Source organism: Hymenobacter amundsenii, assembly GCF_002204745.1.
Taxonomy (GTDB): Bacteria; Bacteroidota; Bacteroidia; order Cytophagales; family Hymenobacteraceae; genus Hymenobacter; species Hymenobacter amundsenii.
The window spans coordinates 49536-67160 of the sequence record NZ_NIRR01000019.1 but is presented as its reverse complement, the minus strand read 5'-3'; the positions used below and the strand labels follow the sequence as shown (position 1 = coordinate 67160).

Annotated in this window: 16 protein-coding genes, 1 tRNA gene and 1 pseudogene; 12 read left to right on the top strand and 6 right to left on the bottom strand. The window is 58.9% G+C overall.

Translation table 11 applies throughout. The features are described 5' to 3' along the window. Positions 1-32: 32 nt before the first annotated feature. Positions 33-512, bottom strand: a complete 480-nt coding sequence (gene ispF, locus CDA63_RS12335; RefSeq protein ID WP_088464761.1) for a 2-C-methyl-D-erythritol 2,4-cyclodiphosphate synthase — start codon at positions 510-512, stop codon at positions 33-35. 274 nt (positions 513-786) lie between these two features. Between ispF and CDA63_RS12330 the strand changes: the two genes are divergently transcribed. The 6 genes from CDA63_RS12330 to CDA63_RS12305 all read left to right on the top strand — a co-directional run bounded on the left by CDA63_RS12330 (position 787) and on the right by CDA63_RS12305 (position 8758). Next, complete coding sequence (locus CDA63_RS12330) at positions 787-1401, top strand: TetR/AcrR family transcriptional regulator (protein WP_088464760.1); 615 nt, start codon at positions 787-789, stop codon at positions 1399-1401. Between the two features lie 139 nt (positions 1402-1540). Continuing rightward, positions 1541-3232 (top strand): TolC family protein, encoded by a 1692-nt coding sequence (locus tag CDA63_RS12325; RefSeq protein WP_088464759.1) that lies wholly within the window; start codon positions 1541-1543, stop codon positions 3230-3232. Between the two features lie 66 nt (positions 3233-3298). Next, entirely contained in the window at positions 3299-4450 is a 1152-nt protein-coding gene (locus CDA63_RS12320) for an efflux RND transporter periplasmic adaptor subunit (RefSeq protein ID WP_088464758.1), read from the top strand. A 45-nt stretch (positions 4451-4495) separates the two neighbouring features. Then, the gene (locus tag CDA63_RS12315) at positions 4496-4882 is read left to right on the top strand and encodes a four helix bundle protein (protein ID WP_088464757.1); all 387 of its coding nucleotides are present in this window, start codon (positions 4496-4498) and stop codon (positions 4880-4882) included. 25 nt (positions 4883-4907) lie between these two features. Further along, on the top strand, positions 4908-8321 hold the full coding sequence (locus CDA63_RS12310) for an efflux RND transporter permease subunit (RefSeq protein WP_088464756.1): 3414 nt from the start codon (positions 4908-4910) through the stop codon (positions 8319-8321). A 74-nt stretch (positions 8322-8395) separates the two neighbouring features. After that, on the top strand, positions 8396-8758 hold the full coding sequence (locus CDA63_RS12305) for an acyl carrier protein (protein ID WP_242434658.1): 363 nt from the start codon (positions 8396-8398) through the stop codon (positions 8756-8758). A gap of 485 nt (positions 8759-9243) precedes the next feature. On the opposite strand, the pseudogene CDA63_RS21595 reads toward CDA63_RS12305, so the two are convergent. Beyond that, a pseudogene (locus tag CDA63_RS21595) lies at positions 9244-9387 on the bottom strand (YkvA family protein); the annotation flags it as partial. 392 nt (positions 9388-9779) lie between these two features. Then, positions 9780-10346, bottom strand: a complete 567-nt coding sequence (locus tag CDA63_RS12295; RefSeq protein WP_242434657.1) for a C40 family peptidase — start codon at positions 10344-10346, stop codon at positions 9780-9782. Positions 10347-10695: 349 nt separating this feature from the next. Here CDA63_RS12295 and CDA63_RS12290 point away from each other — a divergent pair, with 349 nt between their 5' ends. After that, positions 10696-11055: a hypothetical protein gene (locus CDA63_RS12290; protein WP_088464753.1), complete on the top strand. Its 360-nt coding sequence runs from the start codon at positions 10696-10698 to the stop codon at positions 11053-11055. 65 nt (positions 11056-11120) lie between these two features. Here CDA63_RS12290 and CDA63_RS12285 read toward each other — a convergent pair whose 3' ends face one another. Beyond that, complete coding sequence (locus CDA63_RS12285) at positions 11121-11879, bottom strand: SDR family NAD(P)-dependent oxidoreductase (RefSeq protein ID WP_088464752.1); 759 nt, start codon at positions 11877-11879, stop codon at positions 11121-11123. 189 nt (positions 11880-12068) lie between these two features. On the opposite strand from CDA63_RS12285, the gene CDA63_RS12280 reads away from it, so the two are divergent. The 3 genes from CDA63_RS12280 (at position 12069) to CDA63_RS12270 (ending at position 15233) form a co-directional block, all read left to right on the top strand. Then, positions 12069-12674, top strand: a complete 606-nt coding sequence (locus CDA63_RS12280; protein WP_088464751.1) for a hypothetical protein — start codon at positions 12069-12071, stop codon at positions 12672-12674. Between the two features lie 156 nt (positions 12675-12830). Next, positions 12831-14255, top strand: coding sequence for a DUF389 domain-containing protein (locus tag CDA63_RS12275; protein ID WP_088464750.1), 1425 nt, complete (start codon positions 12831-12833; stop codon positions 14253-14255). Positions 14256-14408: 153 nt separating this feature from the next. Further along, positions 14409-15233, top strand: a complete 825-nt coding sequence (locus tag CDA63_RS12270) for an OmpA/MotB family protein (RefSeq protein ID WP_088464782.1) — start codon at positions 14409-14411, stop codon at positions 15231-15233. 102 nt (positions 15234-15335) lie between these two features. On the opposite strand, the gene CDA63_RS12265 is transcribed toward CDA63_RS12270, so the two are convergent. Both CDA63_RS12265 and CDA63_RS12260 read right to left on the bottom strand, forming a co-directional pair. After that, positions 15336-15944, bottom strand: coding sequence for a DUF4142 domain-containing protein (locus CDA63_RS12265; RefSeq protein ID WP_088464749.1), 609 nt, complete (start codon positions 15942-15944; stop codon positions 15336-15338). Between the two features lie 284 nt (positions 15945-16228). Further along, a tRNA-Thr gene (locus CDA63_RS12260) sits at positions 16229-16301 on the bottom strand. 134 nt (positions 16302-16435) lie between these two features. Between CDA63_RS12260 and CDA63_RS12255 the strand changes: the two genes are divergently transcribed. Further along, positions 16436-17194, top strand: a complete 759-nt coding sequence (locus CDA63_RS12255) for an FkbM family methyltransferase (RefSeq protein ID WP_088464748.1) — start codon at positions 16436-16438, stop codon at positions 17192-17194. A gap of 23 nt (positions 17195-17217) precedes the next feature. After that, positions 17218-17514: a DUF4834 family protein gene (locus CDA63_RS12250; RefSeq protein ID WP_088464747.1), complete on the top strand. Its 297-nt coding sequence runs from the start codon at positions 17218-17220 to the stop codon at positions 17512-17514. Positions 17515-17625: the final 111 nt, after the last annotated feature.

Sequence of the window (17625 nt, the reverse complement as noted above, 5' to 3'; positions counted from 1 at the left end):
TGACCCGCTGCCCCCAAGACCCCGAGCGCCCGTTAAGGTTGCACGATGAGCACAGCGGCATAGGCAGCCACGCCTTCGCGGCGGCCCACGAAGCCCAGTTTTTCGGTGGTGGTGGCCTTGATGCTGATGTCGTCCTCGGCAATGCCCAGCACCTCGGCCAGCACGCGCTGCATTTCCGGAATGTGGGGGTTGACTTTGGGCGCTTCGAGGCAGATGGTGGAGTCGATGTTGCTGATCTGGTAGCCTTTTTCCTTCAGCAGCCGCGCCACTTCTTTGAGCAGGCGCTTGCTGTCGATGCCCTTGTATTGGGCGTCGGTGTCGGGGAAGTGGAAGCCGATGTCGCGCAGGTTAGCCGCGCCCAGCAGCGCGTCGCAAATCACGTGGATAAGCACGTCGGCGTCGGAGTGACCCAGGGCGCCGTGGGTGTGGGGTACCTGAATGCCGCCGAGCCAGAAGGGCAGGCCCTCGCGGAGCTGGTGAACGTCGTAGCCGAAGCCGGTCCGGATTTTCATAAGAAATGCAAGCTAGGAAATGGAGCCGCAAGGTACTCAGTTGCGCGGGCTGAGCTGCCAGGGTTGAGTTGGGACGTGCCTTTGCTGGCAACTCAGCCCGCGCAACCCCCAACGGAATGCTGGACACTGAAAAAGATAGCCCGGATTTAAAGTAAAAAAGCCGCTGAATCGTCAGGAAAAAAGGAACGGCGGGCTGCTGCCAACGGGATAGTGAAAAACTAATGGAAACTTAGGAATCATTTAAAGTTTCCGTAGTATCTTTGCGCTCGTTATTATGGAAATCAAAGACCGAATTCAGCACGCCGCCCTGCTCCTCTTTACCCGCAACGGGATTAAAGGGGTGTCGATGGATGACATTGCCAGTCATTTGGGCATCTCCAAAAAAACGCTCTACAAGTGGTTCGATAACAAAGACGAACTCGTGTCGGCCGTAATTGGCCACCACCTGAACGGGGTGCAGGGTGAGTGCGAAACCATTGCCGGCGCGGCCCACAACGCCGTCGACGAGATGGTGCAGATCATGGATTGGGCCAAGCGCCAATTTGCCCAAGTGAACCCCACGGCCATCCACGACCTGCGCAAGTACTATCCGGCGGCCTGGCAGCTGTTCTCCACGCACAAAGTCAACTACATCCTGGCCCAGATTAAGGCCAACCTGCGCCGCGGGGTGGCCGAGGGCCTCTACCGCGCCGACCTCGACGTGGAAGTGCTCTCCCGCCTGCGTCTGGCCCAGATTGATGTGCTGTTCGATCAGGATGTATTTCCGGTCACCGAGTTCAATCAGCCCCGGGTGCAGATGGCCTGCAACGAGCATTTCCTGCTGGGGATGGTCACGCTCAAGGGCCACAAGCTCGTCAACGAATACCGCCACGTGACGGAAGAAGAATAAAAACAGCAGCGTCTGGAGCTTAAGTAGTAGTGCTTGGCTGGGTATCGAATAATTACCCCGCCCCCGACTTGCACTCACCGAATCCTACGCACTACCCATTGCCAACCAGGCACCACGACAGACACTCCCGCTTTTTGATATGAAGAACCACCTCCGCGTTTTGCTGCTGGCCGCCGGCCCGGGCCTGCTGGTCCCCGCGGGCGCCGCCCTCGCGCAAACGGCCCCCGCGGCCCAGTCTGTCCTCGCGACTCAGGCCACCATTGGTAAGCTGCCCCTGAGTCTGGCGCAGGCCATCGACTACGCTGTAAAGAACAAGCCTACCCTGCTCGCTACGCGCCTGGGCGAGCAGACGGCCAAGGCCAAAGTGGGCGAAATCCGGTCGGCGGGTTTGCCCCAGGTAAACGTGGCGGCCAACGTGGCCGACAATTTCAAGCTGCAAAAGAGCTTGGTGAATTTCGGCGCCCTGGGCGGCGGTGCATCGGCTACCACGCTCACCCAGGCCGATATCACGGCGGCCCAGAACGGCGGTACGGTGAATCTGGGCACGGTGCAACTGCCCTCGGAGCCGGTGCCCCCGCAGGCCTTTGCCTTCGGGCTGCAATGGGCCGGCAACACCAGTGCCTCTGTGTCGCAGTTGCTCTTCGATGGCGCTTACCTGATTGGGCTGAAAGCGGCCAAGGTGTACGAGGAGTTGGCCCAGAAGCAAACCCAGCAGGCTGAAATCGAGGTGGTGGAGCAGGTCAGTAAGGCCTACTATAGCACCCTGGTGGCCCGCGAGCGGCTCCAGCTGCTCTCGCGCAACGTGCAGCGCCTCGACACGCTCCTGTATCAGACCAACGAAACGTTCAAGGCGGGCTTCGCCGAAAAGCTCGACGTGCAGCGCCTGCAGGTGCAGCGCAACAACCTAGTAGTAGAGCAGCAGAAGGCCGCTCGCCTCACCGAGCTGAGCGTGGCCCTGCTCAAGTTTCAGATGGGCCTGCCCCAGAGCCAGGACGTGCGCCTGACCGATGAGCTCAGCAATGCACTGGTGGATGCCGGGACCCTGCGCCAGCGCTTGGGCGCAGCAAGCTTCGCCACTGGCGCTGGCGACATCGGCCTCGGGCCGGTGCCTACCGCTCCGGCCACCCCCACGACCGATGCCGGCGCCCAGCGCGACCAGGACCAGCAGACGGCCTTGAGCGGTGCCCGGACCGGCCAGCTGGCCGCCGCCTTCAACTACAACAACCGCATCGAGTTCAGCACCCTGGAAACTCAGCAGGCCCTGGCCGGACTCGATTTGGCCAACCGCCGCGCCGGCGCCTACCCGCGCCTGCTGGCCACGGCGGCGTATGGTTTCTCGGGTTCGGGCAAAACGGCCAGCGACTTATTTGGCTTCCGCGGACCCGATTCGCGCACGGGCAATGGCTTTTCCAACCAGAATTGGTTCGGGTTCGGCAACGTGGGCCTGAGCCTGCAGATTCCGGTGTTCGACGGCTTCCGGCGCAAGTATCTGGTGCAACAGTCGCGCATTCAGCAGCAGATCATCGAGCGGGGCTTCGAAACCCTGCGCCAGAGCATTGATCTGCAGGATACCCAGAGCCGTACCAGCCTCGTGAATGCCCTCGACGTGCTCGACAACCAGAAAGCCAACCTGGCCCTGGCCGAGGAAGTGGCCCGCGTGTCGCGCATCAAATTTGAGGAAGGCGTTGGAGCCAACCTGGAGGTGATATCGGCCGAAACCGGCCTGCGCGAAGCCCAAACCAACTACTACGCGGCCCTCTACGATGTGCTGGTAGCCAAAGTAGACCGCGACAAGGCCACCGGTGAACTCTACCGCAAAGCGTCTAATTGATTTAAGCTGTTAGCTAAGAGCCAATAGCTGTTAGCTTTTCTCCCAACGATTCCATTCCTCTGTTATATGCGTCCTCTCTCTTTCCTGAAAGCTAACAGCTACCAGCTAACGGCTATCAGCTTATTATTCCTCGCTTCCTGCGGTTCCGGCTCTCAGGACCCGGCCGCCGAACTGGCCAAACTGAGAAAAGAACAGGCGGCCAACCAAGCTAAAATCACCGAGCTGGAAGCTAAAACTGGTCCTTCGGAAGCGGAGGCGGCATTGCAGGCCACGCCGGTATCAGTAATTAAGGTGGTCAGTGAGGATTTCAAGAGCTACCTCGAAGTGCAGGGGCGGGTTGATTTTGACCAGAACGCCACCGTCTCGGCCCGCGCGGCCGGCACGCTCACGACGCTCAGCGTCAAGCGCGGCGACCAGGTGCGCAAGGGCCAGACCCTGGCCACCGTTGATGGCTCGGTGCTCGATGCCAGCGTGGCCGAACTGAAGGTGCGCATGGATTTAGCCAAGGTGATTTACGAGAAGCAAAAGCGCCTCTGGGACCAGCAGATCGGGACTGAAATCCAGTTCCTGCAGGCCCGCAATAACTACCGGGCCCTCCAAAGCAACCTCTCCACCCTCAACCGGCAGCGCGACCTGTACCGCGTGGTAGCGCCCTTCAGCGGCACCGTGGATGACATGCTGCCTAAGCTGGGCGAAACCGTAGCCCCCGGCGCGCCCGTCGTGAAGCTGCTCAGCAGCAGCGGCAGCGGCAAAATCGTGGTCGATGTGAGTGAGGCCTACGCCAACAGCATCAAGGTGGGTGATAAGGCCCTGGTTACCATCCCCGACCTCGGCGAAAGCGACCTGGCCGCCACCGTGCGCGTGGTCACGAGCACCATCAACCCCACCAGCCGCACCTTCACCGTGGAGCTGCGCTTGGCCGACCCCGGCAAAGCCGGCCGCCTGCGTCCCAACATGGTTACCAACGTGCGCATCGAGAACTACAACCGCCAGAACGCCACCATCCTGCCCGTGGACTTGGTGCAGCGCGACGAGCAGAACAGCTACGTGCTGGTCGTAGATGAGAAAGGCGGCAAGAAAGTGGCCGCCAAGCGCGTCATCCAGGTGGGCAACACCTACAACGGCAAAGTAGAAGTAACCCAGGGCCTGCAGACCGGCGACCAAGTCATCTCGGCCGGCTACCAGAATCTGAACGAAGGACAAGCGGTTGCACTGTAGGAGCTAGGAGTCAGGAGCTAGAAGATAGAATTTGTGCGTTGACTCATGGAAGTGAAACGGGAGCCTGCGAAGAACTTTCAGCAACTCGTGGTGTGGCAGAAAGCCCACCAGTTGGTATTGATGGTCTATAAGGCAACCGAATCATTTCCTAAGCACGAATTGTTCGCTCTTACCTCCCAGCTTCGGCGGGCGGCGGTGTCGGTTCCGGCCAACATTGCCGAGGGTTTCCGCAAGCGCGGGCCCCGCGACAAACTTCGGTTCTTCAATACGGCCGAGGGCTCGCTCGAAGAAGCCCACTATTACTTTCTGCTGAGCCGCGACTTAGGCTACGCCGACACCGAATTACTCATTGAACAAGCGAACGAAGTAGGCAGGCTGCTTGAGGCATACGGAAAATCCATCCGCGCCTCCCTCCAGTCTTCTGACTCCTAGCTTCTAACTCCTAGCTTCTTCACCCATGCAGGACACCGGAAAAGAATTCGGACCCACCAGTTGGTCCATTGACAATAAGACGACGATTTACATTGTCACGCTTATTCTCACCATCATGGGCATCTTTGCCTACATCAACCTGGGCAAGGAGAAGTTTCCCGACATCGTGATTCCGCGCATTATCGTGGCCACGATTTACCCCGGTACTTCGCCTACCGACATCGAGAACCTGGTCACGCGCCAGCTCGAAAAGGAGATTAAGAGTGTGAACGGGGTGAAGAAGATTTCTTCAACCTCGAACCAGGATTACGCCATCGTCGACGTGGAGTTTACCTCCGGCGTCGATGTGCAGTACGCCAAGCAGCTCATCAAGGACGCCGTGGACAAGGCCAGCTCCGAGCTGCCCAACGACCTGCCCTCGCCGCCCACCGTGCAGGAAGTCAACCTATCGGAGGTGCCGATTATGAACATCAACTTGGCCGGCAACCTGCCTATCAGCCAGCTGAAAAAGTACGCCGACGACTTCCAGGACAAGATTGAGGCCCTGCCCGAAATCACCCGCGTCGATATTATTGGTGCCCTCGACCAGCAGGTGAACGTGGACGTGGACCTGAACCGGCTGCGGGCCTCGCGCCTGAGCTTTTCGGACATCAGCGCCGCCATTGCCCGCGAGAACGTGACCATTTCGGGCGGTACCGTGGACGTGGGCAACCAGAAGCGCGCCGTGCGCGTGGCCGGCCAGTATGTGCGGGCCGACAACATTGCCAACATCCAGCTCAAAAATCTCAACGGCTCGGCTGTGCGCCTCGGCGACATTGCCACCGTCACCGACGGCTTCAAGGACCGCGAGTCCTTTGCCCGCCTCGATGGCAAGCCGGCCGTAACGCTGAACGTGGTGAAGCGCCAGGGCGAAAACCTGATCGATGCTTCCGACAAAATCAAGGAAATCATTGCCGATGCGGAACTGACGCTGCCCCAGGAGTTGACCATCACCGTCACCGGCGACACCTCCAACGACACCCGCGTTACGCTCCACGACCTGATCAACACCATCATCATCGGCTTTATTCTGGTAACGCTAATTCTGATGTTCTTCATGGGCACCACCAACGCGCTATTCGTAGGCCTGTCGGTGCCGCTGAGCATGTTTTTGGCCTTCGTGCTGCTGCCCACGCTCGATTTCTCGCTCAACATGATTGTGCTCTTCGCCTTCCTGCTGGCGCTGGGCATTGTGGTGGACGACGCCATTGTGGTGATTGAGAACACCCACCGCCTGCTGCACGAGCACCCCGAACTGACAACGGCCCAGGCCGCCAAGTATGCCGCCGGCGAAGTGTTCATTCCGGTGCTGGCCGGTACGCTCACTACCGTGGCCCCGTTCGTACCGCTCATGTTCTGGCCCGGCATCGTGGGCTCGTTCATGTTCTATCTGCCCGTTACCCTAATTCTGACGCTCATGTCGTCGCTCATCGTGGCCTTTATTATGAACCCGGTGTTTGCCGTGAGCTTCATGGAGCGCGAAGACCACCACACGGGCGAGAAGCCGAAGTGGGACCGGCCGTTGTCCATTGCCATTGGCATTATGGTAGTCATTGCCATCGGTGGCTTCCTGTTCGGCTCGACGTTCCTGGGCAGCCTGATGCTGACGCTGGCCGTGCTCGTCATTCTGAACCGCTTCGTGTTCGTGCACCTGATTGCCGGCTTCCAGACCAAGGTGCTGCCCCGCTTCCAGAATGCCTACGGACGCCTCGTGGGCTGGGCTATCTCGTGGCCCAAGATGATTATGCTAAGCATGGTCGTGCTGTTCGTGCTGTCGATTGTGGCCATCGGGGCCCGGAGTCCCAAGGTGGACTTCTTCCCCAAAGGCGACCCCAAGTTCGTGTACACCTACCTGAAAATGCCGGTCGGTACCCGCGTCGCCGTGACCGACTCGGTGGCCCGCATCCTCGAAAAACGCATCTACGGTGTTATCGGGAAGGACAACCCCGACGTGGAATCGGTGATTACCAACGTCGCCATTGGGGCCGCCGACCCTGGCGAGGCTTCGGCCGCTGGTACCTCGCAGTCGAACCTGGCCAAAGTGGCCGTGGCCTTCAAGGAGATGAGCGACCGGACCGGCCCTTCAACGGCCACCTACATGGATAAAATCCGGGAGGTAGTGAAAGGCATTCCGGGCACCGAAATTTCGGTCGACCAGGAAAGCAGCGGCCCACCCACCGGCAAGCCCATTGCCATCGAGGTATCGGGTGATGACTACCCAACGCTTATCAAGCTGTCGAAAGGCGTGACGCGCTACCTCGATTCGGCCAACATTGGCGGCATCGAGCAGCTGCGCTCGAACCTGGAAGACCGCAACCCCGAAATTGCCGTCGACATCAACCGCACCCGCGCCAACCGCGAAGGCATCAGCACCGCTCAGATTGGCATGGAAGTGCGCACGGCCATCTACGGCACCGAGGCCAGCAAATTCAAAACGGCCGACGATGAGTACCCGATTCAGGTGCGCTACGCCGAGCCCTACCGCTCCGACATCGACGCCATCCTGAACTCGCCGCTGACCTTCCGCGACGCTACCGGCCTAGTGCGGCAGGTGCCCATTGCCTCGGTGGCCGACGTGCGCTACGGCACCACGTATGGCGGCATCAAGCGCAAAGACGTGAAGCGCGTGATTACGATTTCCTCGAACGTGCTCGGTGGCTTTACCGGCCCCGATGTGGTGAGCCAGATCGAAACCTCACTCCGCTCATTCCCGGTGCCGCCTGGCTACACCGTGAAAATGGGCGGCGCCCAGGAAGACCAGAAGGAAACCTCCGACTTCCTCGGCATTGCCGCCGTGGGTGCCATCGGCCTCATTTTTCTCATTCTGGTGATGCAATTCAACTCGGTGAGCAAGCCGATTATCATCCTGGCCGAAATCATCTTCTCGGTTATCGGGGTGCTGCTGGGCCTGGCCGTTACGGGGATGAACATTAGCATCGTGATGACGGGTGTAGGTATCATTGCCCTGGCCGGTATTGTAGTTAAAAACGGTATCCTGCTCGTCGAATTCACCGATATGCTGCGCGACCAGGGTATGCCCCTGCGCGAAGCTATTGTGCTGGCCGGCCGCACCCGCCTCAACCCGGTAATCCTGACGGCCACGGCCGCCACGCTGGGCCTGATTCCGCTGGCCATTGGCCTGAACATCGACTTCTACGAGCTCTTCAACTCGGGTAACCCCAACTTCTTCATCGGCGGCGAGTCGGTGACGTTCTGGGGCCCGCTGGCCTGGACCATCATCTTCGGGCTGGTGTTCGCAACGCTCATAACGCTGGTCGTGGTGCCGGTTATGTACCTGATTACCGAAAGCCTGAAAATCCGCATCAAGGGTGAACCCGAAATGTCGGCCGACCAGGAAGAGGTTGATGCGGCTACGCCGCCCATTCTGGCCAACGTATAGCCCAATGCAGGTTCCGGGCAGAGGTACCTATGCCCGGAACTTTTTTTCGCGGACTTGCAACCATTGTTACCAACTTGGCACTCCTCCGCCCGAACGGGCGCGGCTCCCGGGCCGCCGCCACGCTCGCCGCTTTTTTTACCCTTCGTACCCTGTCGTTTTTTCGTATGTTCACCGCAACGACTACCGCTCCCAAGACTATCCAGCAGCAGGTGCTGCGCATCATCAGCAAGCGTAAGGCCATCAAAACCCGTCGCTTGCGCATCGGTAGTAACCTGAGCCACGAGCTAGGCTTCGATACCGTTGATGTCGTCGACATCATCCTGGAACTGGAACGTAACTTTCACATTGTCATTCCCGACGAAGTCCCCCTGACTACGGTTGGCGACTTCGTAAATTACGTAGCCTCCCACGCGTCATTGAAGGCAGTGGCAGCATAGTTTGTTAGCTGTTAGTACATCTTTATCAATCCGCCAAAAAAGAAGGCCCCATGCTCGGTTGAGCACGGGGCCTTCTTCGTTTTCTTCAGCTAACAGCTAACAGCTAACAGCTAACAGCTAACAGCTAACAGCTCAAATAAAACCTAGCGGACGTTACCGCCCAGGTTACCACCACTGGGGCGGTCCTGGCCCGAAAGGTTAGGCTCGCGGCTGCTGTCGGTGGTATTGGCAGCTACGTCAGACTGGGTGGCCGTAGCGGACGAAGGCGTCGAGGTGGCCTGAGGGGCTACCGGAGGCTTGTTGGCATCCGAACCCATATTGCCGACCGTGGCGCGGCTATCCGAGTTAGTGGAAGGGGAGTCGTCCTTCTTTGAGGCCGAGGTGAAAGAGTCCTTTTTCGAAGTGTCTTCTACCAGCGTAGGCCGGGTGTCCTCCCACTCCATGAACTTGTCCATTTCATCCTTGATGCTGGTGCTAAACCAGGCCACCAGGGCTACGTCGTCGAGCAGACCGAGTACCGGGATAAAGTCCGGAATCAGGTCGATGGGGCTCAGGAAGTAGATGGTCACGGCCACGGCCCCAACTACCGTGGAGGTGGGCAGGCCCTGGTACTCGCCCGAAATCGACATACGTACCATGCGCAGCAAGGTCTGGAAGGTTTCCCAGGCTTCGTGGGCGATGCTGCCGAGGTCTTTCTTCTCACTGGCCTTTTCGTAGGCATCGGTCAGCAGTTGCTTCATGCGGGTAGGCCGCTTGATGTAATCCTCGGCTTTGCCGACAAACTTCTTGAACAGGGGCGAGGAAGCAATGTCCTGGCCTTTAGGATTTTGCTTATCCATAAAGTGGGGAGAGGTAAAAATGACAGGGAGCACCAACGGGCGGCTCCGGTGTTGTGCTATACTCCATTAGGCCAAAATTGTTTTGTCGCTGCTTCACGTATGCCCGCGGGTAACTGAACCGCCAAAAAAAAGCCCCGTCGGATCAGGACGGGGCGATAATCGGGCAGGCGGCGCAGTGCGAATTAACGGTCGACGCGGCCGGCGGCGTAGAAGTTGCGGCTGTAATAGGCCTGATCAAGGGAGCTAACCATTACCCCTCCGTTGCAGGCGGCGTGCGCAAACTTGCGGTCCTTTAGGTAGATGCCGACATGGTAGATGGGCTGGCCCGGACCGCGCCGGAAGAAGACCAAGTCGCCGGTCTGCATATCCTTCTTGTCGACGCGTTGCACGCTGCTGAACATGGAGCGGGAGCTGCGCTGGAGCGTGAGGCCGTATACTTCTTTGAATACGCGGGTCACGAAGCCCGAGCAGTCGGTGCCGCTTTTGCTGCTGCTACCATACCGGTAGGGGGTACCCAGCCATGATACAACGCTTTCAAGCAGCGACTCATTTTCGGTGTAGCTGGTTTCGATGCCCAGCCGCTCGGCGGCTTTATTGTATGCCACCGAATCGGAGGGCGTCAGTACCCGGGGCTCGTCGCCGGCCTCTGAAGGGAGCAAGCCACTTAAAAAGGAGGCTTGCTGGGAGGAAGCGACTAACAAGCGGTCGGAAGTAGCCGGTGCCTGCTCAAAGAAAAAGGAAAGGACCATGGAGGCCGCGGCGAGGCAATACAGTAAGCTGTTTTTCATTGTCCGTCGGGGGGGCTGAGGCACGGCCGGGGTTAGCGGGCAGTGTGGGCGGGGTTCGTTGATCGATAGGCAACCGGCAAATCCGGATGACAAAAGCGAATAAATTAAGACCTTAACGGGGGCCAATACCTGCCGGGCAGGCGACCAACCGTAGGGTAAAGCTAGGTCCAAAATTCCCGAAGCGCCAAGCTTTTGATAGCAATGAATAGAATAAACTTGCGATAGTGTAATTAATTTAAAGAAAAATCATGAAATAATGTAAACTTGCCCGAATCTTATTACGTACAACGCCCCTTTTTGTCCCTCTTCTATGGAGTTGCCCCGTATCGTCGAAAACTCACCGCTGGCTCGCTTGGCCCGCCTTAAACTGGCCGCCCCAAATGTGGCAATGGTGCTGGGCAATAGCATCCATTTAAGCGGTGTTTCGCGCGAGCAATTTCTCCGCGACCCGTTCTGGATAGCCCACGAGATGGAACATATCCGGCAGTTTGCCCGCCACGGCCGGCTCGGTTTTCTGGTCCGTTACCTGCGCGATTGGGCCCGGCACGGCTATTACCAGATTCCTTTCGAAATAGAAGCCCGCGCCGCTGCTGAGCGCGACGCCCACCTCTACGCCCAGGGCCGCCCTCTGCCCACCGCCGCCGAGCGCCACCGTGGCGCTGGCCAGTAAGTGAATGAGTGACTCGGTGATGCTGCTTTCCACCCATTCGCTCATTCACCAAGTCACTTCATTGCCTAAAGCGCCGCCAAACGGCCGCCGTCGACGACCAGCGTAGTACCGTTGATGAAACTGGCCTCGTGAGAGGCAATGAAGCAAATGGCGGCGGCTATTTCTTCAGGAGTACCCACTTGGCCGGTAATTTTCTCCTTGCCACTCTTCACGTTGGGGTTGCTCCAGAGCATGGGCGTATCGACGGCGCCGGGGGCCACCGAGTTAACGCGGGCGTGGGTGTGCGGGATTTCCTGGCTCATTCCCCGCACGAAGGCATCAATGGCGCCCTTGCTGGTGGCGTACGACACTACGTTGGGCGTGGTCTGGAAGGAGTGCACGGAGCTGACTGCCACAATGGCTCCCTGCTTCATGTGGGGCAGGCATAGTTGGGTGAGCCGGAAGAGGGGGCGCAGGTTGACGTGCATGAGCTGGTCCCAGGATTTGGGTTCGAGCTCCACGATGGGCTCGAAGGTCATCATGGCGGCGTTGCTGACGAGTACGTCGATGCGGCCCCACTCCTTAATAGTGCGTTCTACGGCGTGCTTCAGGTCGCCGTCTTTGCTCACGTCGCAACGGATGTACAGGGCCTGCCCGCCGGCCTGCTTCACTAGCTCAACCGATTCTTTGCCTTCGTCGGCGGTGCGCCCGATGACGACCACCCGGCCTCCCTCGCGGCCCAGGCGCACGGCTACGGCGCGGCCAATGCCAGAGGTAGAACCAGTTACGAAACAGACTTTATCCTGAAAACGGCGAGCCGGATCGGCAACGGGCGTGAAGGGCATAAGGGAGGGGAGCTTTATAAAAACAACGGAACAGTACCCCAACGCACCTAGCGGCCAGATGTTTGGTTGCCGGGTGCCCGGAGCCTGAGCCGGCGGCAACTTTCCGGCCCTTTCTCACGAATAATAATAGTATAAAACCAGCCCGCACTACGGCGGCCTGGTTCCTTTCACTCTAAACGACCTTTCTATATGAGCAATCAGAAATCAAACCAGCCCGGCGAAGCCGCCCACAAACACGTTTCGTTCACGCCAGCCAGCGAAGCGAACAGCCGCGCCGCCGATACTACCGATAGCCGGAGCCAGTCGGCTGATAGTGATCCAGCCGCCAAAACATCCTCTTCCTCGTCCTCTTCATCATCAACCACCGGCCGCCAGCCGGCCGCTCAGGAAGCTAGCGGGGTTGTAAGTACCATCGAAGGTTTGCCGGAAGCTGCCAAATCCTGGATCAACCAGCAGCAGTGGCTGCAGAACGTGGATGTAAATCAGCTTTCTAAGCAGGCCAAAGACTTGAGCACGAAAGCCAAGGAATTCGGCACTAAGGCAGTAGAGCAGGTGAACCGGCTTTCGACCCGCCAAAAGGTACTGGGCGGAGCCGTGTTGGTAACGGGACTGAGCTGGTTGGCCCTGCGCTCGAAAAGCAGCGCGAAAGGCCAGCCCTACCGCGGCAGCGCGGGTAACTTCCAGGACAGCGACGATGATACCTGGCAGCGCAGCAGCGAGTCGGTGTACCGTGGCGCAACCACCCGCAACAACGCTGGTATCAGCCAGCAGCAGGACACCGATTCGGCTTACTAGCCATTCTTTCGCAGTCGGTCTGAGGACTGCATAAGGCCAACGGGGCCGCCGGTTTTTCGGTGGCCCCGTTGTCTTTAGTACAATGTATGGCTGGGGCGACCAGGCCCGGTGCAGGCCCGGTCGTAGTTGCGTGATTTTACTTTTTTCTGTTTTTAGATGAGCATTTATCCGTTGCTGCGGCTGCTACGGCAGCGTTTCAGCATGGCCCACGACATGGCCAGCCCCCAGGAAATCCAGGCTGACGTGGAAAACGGCATTGCCTTCGGTAGTGCCAACCTCTGGGTGCTGGTATTTGCCATCCTTATTGCCTCGGTGGGCCTGAACGTGAATTCGGCGGCCGTTGTAATAGGCGCCATGCTTATTTCGCCGCTCATGGGCCCGATTGTGGGCATTGGCTACGGCGCGGCCACAATGGAAGTAGAGCTGATTAAGCGAGGGCTGAAAAGCCTGCTTACGGCCACCGTTATCAGCCTAGGCGTGTCGGCGACGTATTTTTTCCTGACGCCGCTCACCGACGCCGGCACGGAACTGCTCGCCCGCACGGCCCCCTCGACCTGGGACGTTCTCATTGCCCTGTTTGGGGGAGCTGCCGGGGCCGTGGGCACCACCCGCTGCGAGCGGGGCAACGTGATTCCGGGCGTGGCCATTGCCACGGCCCTGATGCCGCCCATCTGCACAGCCGGCTACGGGCTGGCTACCGCTCAGTGGGACTTCATGATTGGGGCGCTCTACCTATTTTCTATCAACACTGTGTTTATCAGTTTGGCCACGTTTCTGGTAATCCGGATTCTGCCCTTGCCCCAGCACGCATTCGTGGATAAGCAGCAAGCCCGGCGCGTGAAGCTCGCCATTTGGGGCGTAGCGGTGCTCACGGCCGTACCGAGCGTGTACCTGGCCGTGGGCATCGTGCGCAAAACTACCTTCGAGCACAACGCAGCCCAGTTCGTAGAGGAGCAAATCGATACCGATGGTGCGGCAGTGATTACGAGCCGCTTCGATGCCCAGACCAACACCATCAACGTGCTGCTAGCCGGCCAGCAGCTGTCAGTACGCCGCCTCGACTCCATCCAGGCCCAGCTTGCGGCCTACAAGCTGGCCGGAGCGCACCTAACGGTGCGCCAGGGTATCGCCCAACTCGATTCGGCGGATATTCAGGCGTTTCGGAATGGGCTGCTCTCCGATGCCGCCCGCCGCAGCCAGCAGGTGTTGGCCCGCTACGACGAGCGTTTCAGCCAGTTGCAGCGGATGATGCGCCGCCGGTCCATTGCGGATAGTATGCCCGCTGCCTCGGCCCTGCTGCGCGAAGCCCGAGTGTGGAACCCAGCCGTCCGCCAACTAGCCCTTAATCGCCTCGTTCGGCCCGCCACCGACTCGCTACTGGCCGATACGACGGTGGTAGCGAGCGTAACCAGCTACCGGCCCCTGAGCGCACCCGAAAAGGTTCGTCTTGCCGATTGGCTGCAGCAACGCACCGGCGGCCGGTGGGCCGTGCGTCTGCTCGCCGATGTGGCCACCCCAACTGCCAAAAAGATAAGACCGGCCAAAAACGGCTTAGCCCGAGGCGCCAGCCAGCCCGATTGAAGGCGGCGGGAACATTTTTCCTCCCAACTTTCAGGCGGCCCGTATAACTCAACAGCGGTAGTTTGGCCTGAGGCTCGGCTGCTGCTCCGCCGCTGGCTCCGAATAGGCTGTGCCAGGCGGCCGTTTTACTCTTCAACCCATTTCATGCTGCTTATGAATTACCTGACCCGTTATTTTGCTCCTGTCCTGCTGAGCGCTTCGCTGCTTGCGTTACCCGCCTGCAACAAAAAAACCATTGGCGTGCTGCAAGGCCAGAACGCTCAACTGGCCCAGGAGCGCCAGCAGCTGCAATTGGAGAAAGATGCCCTTGCCAGCGACAAAGCCGAATTAGCCAGCGAAAAGGCTGCCTTGGCCGCCGCCAAGGAACGCAACGAGGCCCAGTTGCGCGGCGAGTTGCGCGATAAGGATGGACAACTCGGCACGGCTGAACAGGACCTGGCCACCAAAAATGCCCGTATCATGGAGCTTCAGCGGGTGCTCGACCAGAAGGAAGCCGCCACTACGGCCCTGCGTAAGCGCGTGGCCGACGCCCTGCTCGGTTTCAATGCCCAGGATTTGCAGGTGAACGTGAAGGACGGTAAGGTGTACGTCTCGCTTTCCGAGCAGCTGCTCTTTAAGTCGGGCTCGACCCAGGTTGACCCTAAGGGCCAGGATGCGCTCCGGAAACTGGCTACCGCCCTCAAGGGCAACTCCGACGTGAACGTGCTCGTGGAGGGCCACACCGATGACGTGCCCCTTAAAGGCGTAGTGAACGGGGCCAAGGATAACTGGGACTTGAGCGTACTGCGGGCCACCGAAATCACCCGTATCTTAACCACTGCCGGCCTCGATCCGACCAAAGTGACGCCCTCAGGCCGCGGCAAGTACCTGCCCGTCGTCACCAACGATTCGCCTGCCAACAAGGCCCTCAACCGCCGCACCGATATCATTCTGACGCCTAAGCTCGACGAATTGTTCTCGATTCTGAACGCCAACTAAGCCGGCTGCCGGCTTCGGCAAACGCACCACGCCGCTCCCTGTTCGGGGGCGGGCCGTGGTGCGTTTGCAGGCTCAATGAGGAAACTCCTGGCGTTTGGGTAATTACTTCCGGTCGTTGGCCCGCTGGTAAAGCTGGTCAACCATTGTTTCGTGCTCGCGCAGCTGAAGGAGCATCTGAGTGGCGTAGCGTTGCAGGTCGGGGTTGCGCAGCTTGGTAGCGGCTTCGGCGTAACGCTTGAGGTCTTGCTCGTGCAGGTCTTTGAGCGTACGTAAGTACTTTTTATCGAAGCCCAGGTACTTGCGGTCGTCTACGTCGTCGTACATATCGCGGCCATCCTTACTCATCATGCCGGGTAAGGTAATCTGGTCGCGGAAGGCAATTTCGCGCAGTTGCTGTTCGGCCATACCGTGGTCCTGCTCCATCTTTTTGCCCCATTCCTTCACTTCGGTCACGAGGCCTTTTTGCTGGGCTAGTTGGCCGAGGGCAATTTCAAGCATGTTACTGCTGGCCGCCGCTACTACGAACTCGGAGTCATAGTCAAGTTTACTGTCATTGATACCCGACATATCAGATTTGACGTCGTTTCGTTTTTCGTTGATTTTGTTGGCCTCCTTCACCGAGCGGCGCTGGGCCTGGGCTTTGGTGGTACCCCACAACGAGAGGCTACTGATGGCAAAAACGGTGAACAGACGGTTAAGGGACTTATTCATGTAAGATGGGTTCTAGATTAAAAAAAAGAGACATTTGGCTGCCGAAAGCATTGATAAATTGCTAGTTGTTTTTCGATAGGCATCTCCCTAATCTATACGGGGTAGGGGGGAGTCGGTTCAGACTGGCATACCACCCACCCACTCTTGCTACCCGAACAAGCTGGCTAAGAAGCCACCATATTGGCGTTGTTGGAAAGGCCAATTTTGGCCAGAGGCCGTAAACGTAAAAACCCGCAAATCCGCTTCTGTTACCAGAATCACGGGTTTGCGGGTTTACTTGTGTGAGCCTCTTATTGGACTCGAACCAACGACCTGCTCATTACGAATGAGCTGCTCTACCAGCTGAGCTAAAGAGGCACTTGACCCGGCAGCGGACCCGCCGGGGGTGCAAATATAGAGAGCCTGGTTCACAACGCGCAAGCGGGCCGGGGTTTTTTTTCGGGGGGCGGGTTTATGAGGTTCGGGCGGTTTGGGGCATCTTTGCTGGCATCATGATAAAAACGCTTCGCAAACTGCTGGTCCGTACCCTGGGCTTCGAGCGCTACATCCGGTTCGTGAGCCGCGTGTACCTGCGGCTGGTGGGAGCCGGCTGGGGCCGCACGAAGTACCCCGAGCTCTTTTTTCTGGAGAAGATTATCCGGCCCGGCTTCGTCTGCCTCGATATCGGGGCCAATCTAGGCTACTACTCGGTGGCCCTCTCGCGGCTGGTAGGGCCTACGGGCAAAGTACTGGCCGTGGAGCCAATTCCCGATTTCCAGGCCATCTGGCGCGACAACGTGCGCCTCAGCGGCCACAACAACCTCACGCTGCTGCCCTACGCGCTGGGCAGTGAGAACACCACGGTGCAAATGGGCACGCCCGAGCGCGCCGGCCTACTCCACCACGGCATGACCAAAGTGGCGGCCAGCAGCCCCTCCGAAACCTACGCCCGCACCTACGAAGTGCCCATGCGCGTGCCCGACGAACTGCTCACCGACCTCGACCTCAGCCGCCTCGATTTTGTGAAGTGCGACGTCGAGGGCTTCGAGTCGGTGGTGTTTGAGAACCTGCTGGGCACGCTACGCCGCTTCCGGCCCCTGATTCAGACGGAACTCAATGGCCTCGAAAACCGGCAAACGGTAGTTGCGTTGTTGGCTGGGCTTGGCTACAAACCATTTGTGCTTTCGGCGCGTTCTGAACTTGTGCCCTGCTCCGAGGAGCAGCTGCTAAGTGCCGTCACGGCCGATTTTTACTTTCAAACCGTTTCCTAAGCTCCCTGATTGGGCTTCGTTCAATGGCAAAATTTCTGCTTATCCTGCTCGTTATCTGGCTCGTCACGCGCTACATCCTGCCCGTGGTCATGCGGTTGGTCGTAGGCATGTTAGTTAAGAAACAAGCGCAAAAATTCGGGCAGCAATTCGGGCAAAACCCCTTCGCCCAACCGCCCCGCCCCGAGCCCCGAGCTGCTTCCTCCTCCTCCTCGCGCACTGCTTCCGGCGAAGTCCATGTTGATTACGTGCCACCCCAGGACCCGGGTAAGCCCCAGGAGTTTAAGGGTGGCGAGTACGTGGATTTTGAGGAAGTAAAGTAGGTTCGAGCTGTTAGCCACCAGCTGAGAGCCGTTGGCCTTCAATCTATCCAAGGCGAATGAGCACCGTAAATACCTAAAGCCCCAGCTACCAAATCAAGTAGCGGGGGCTTC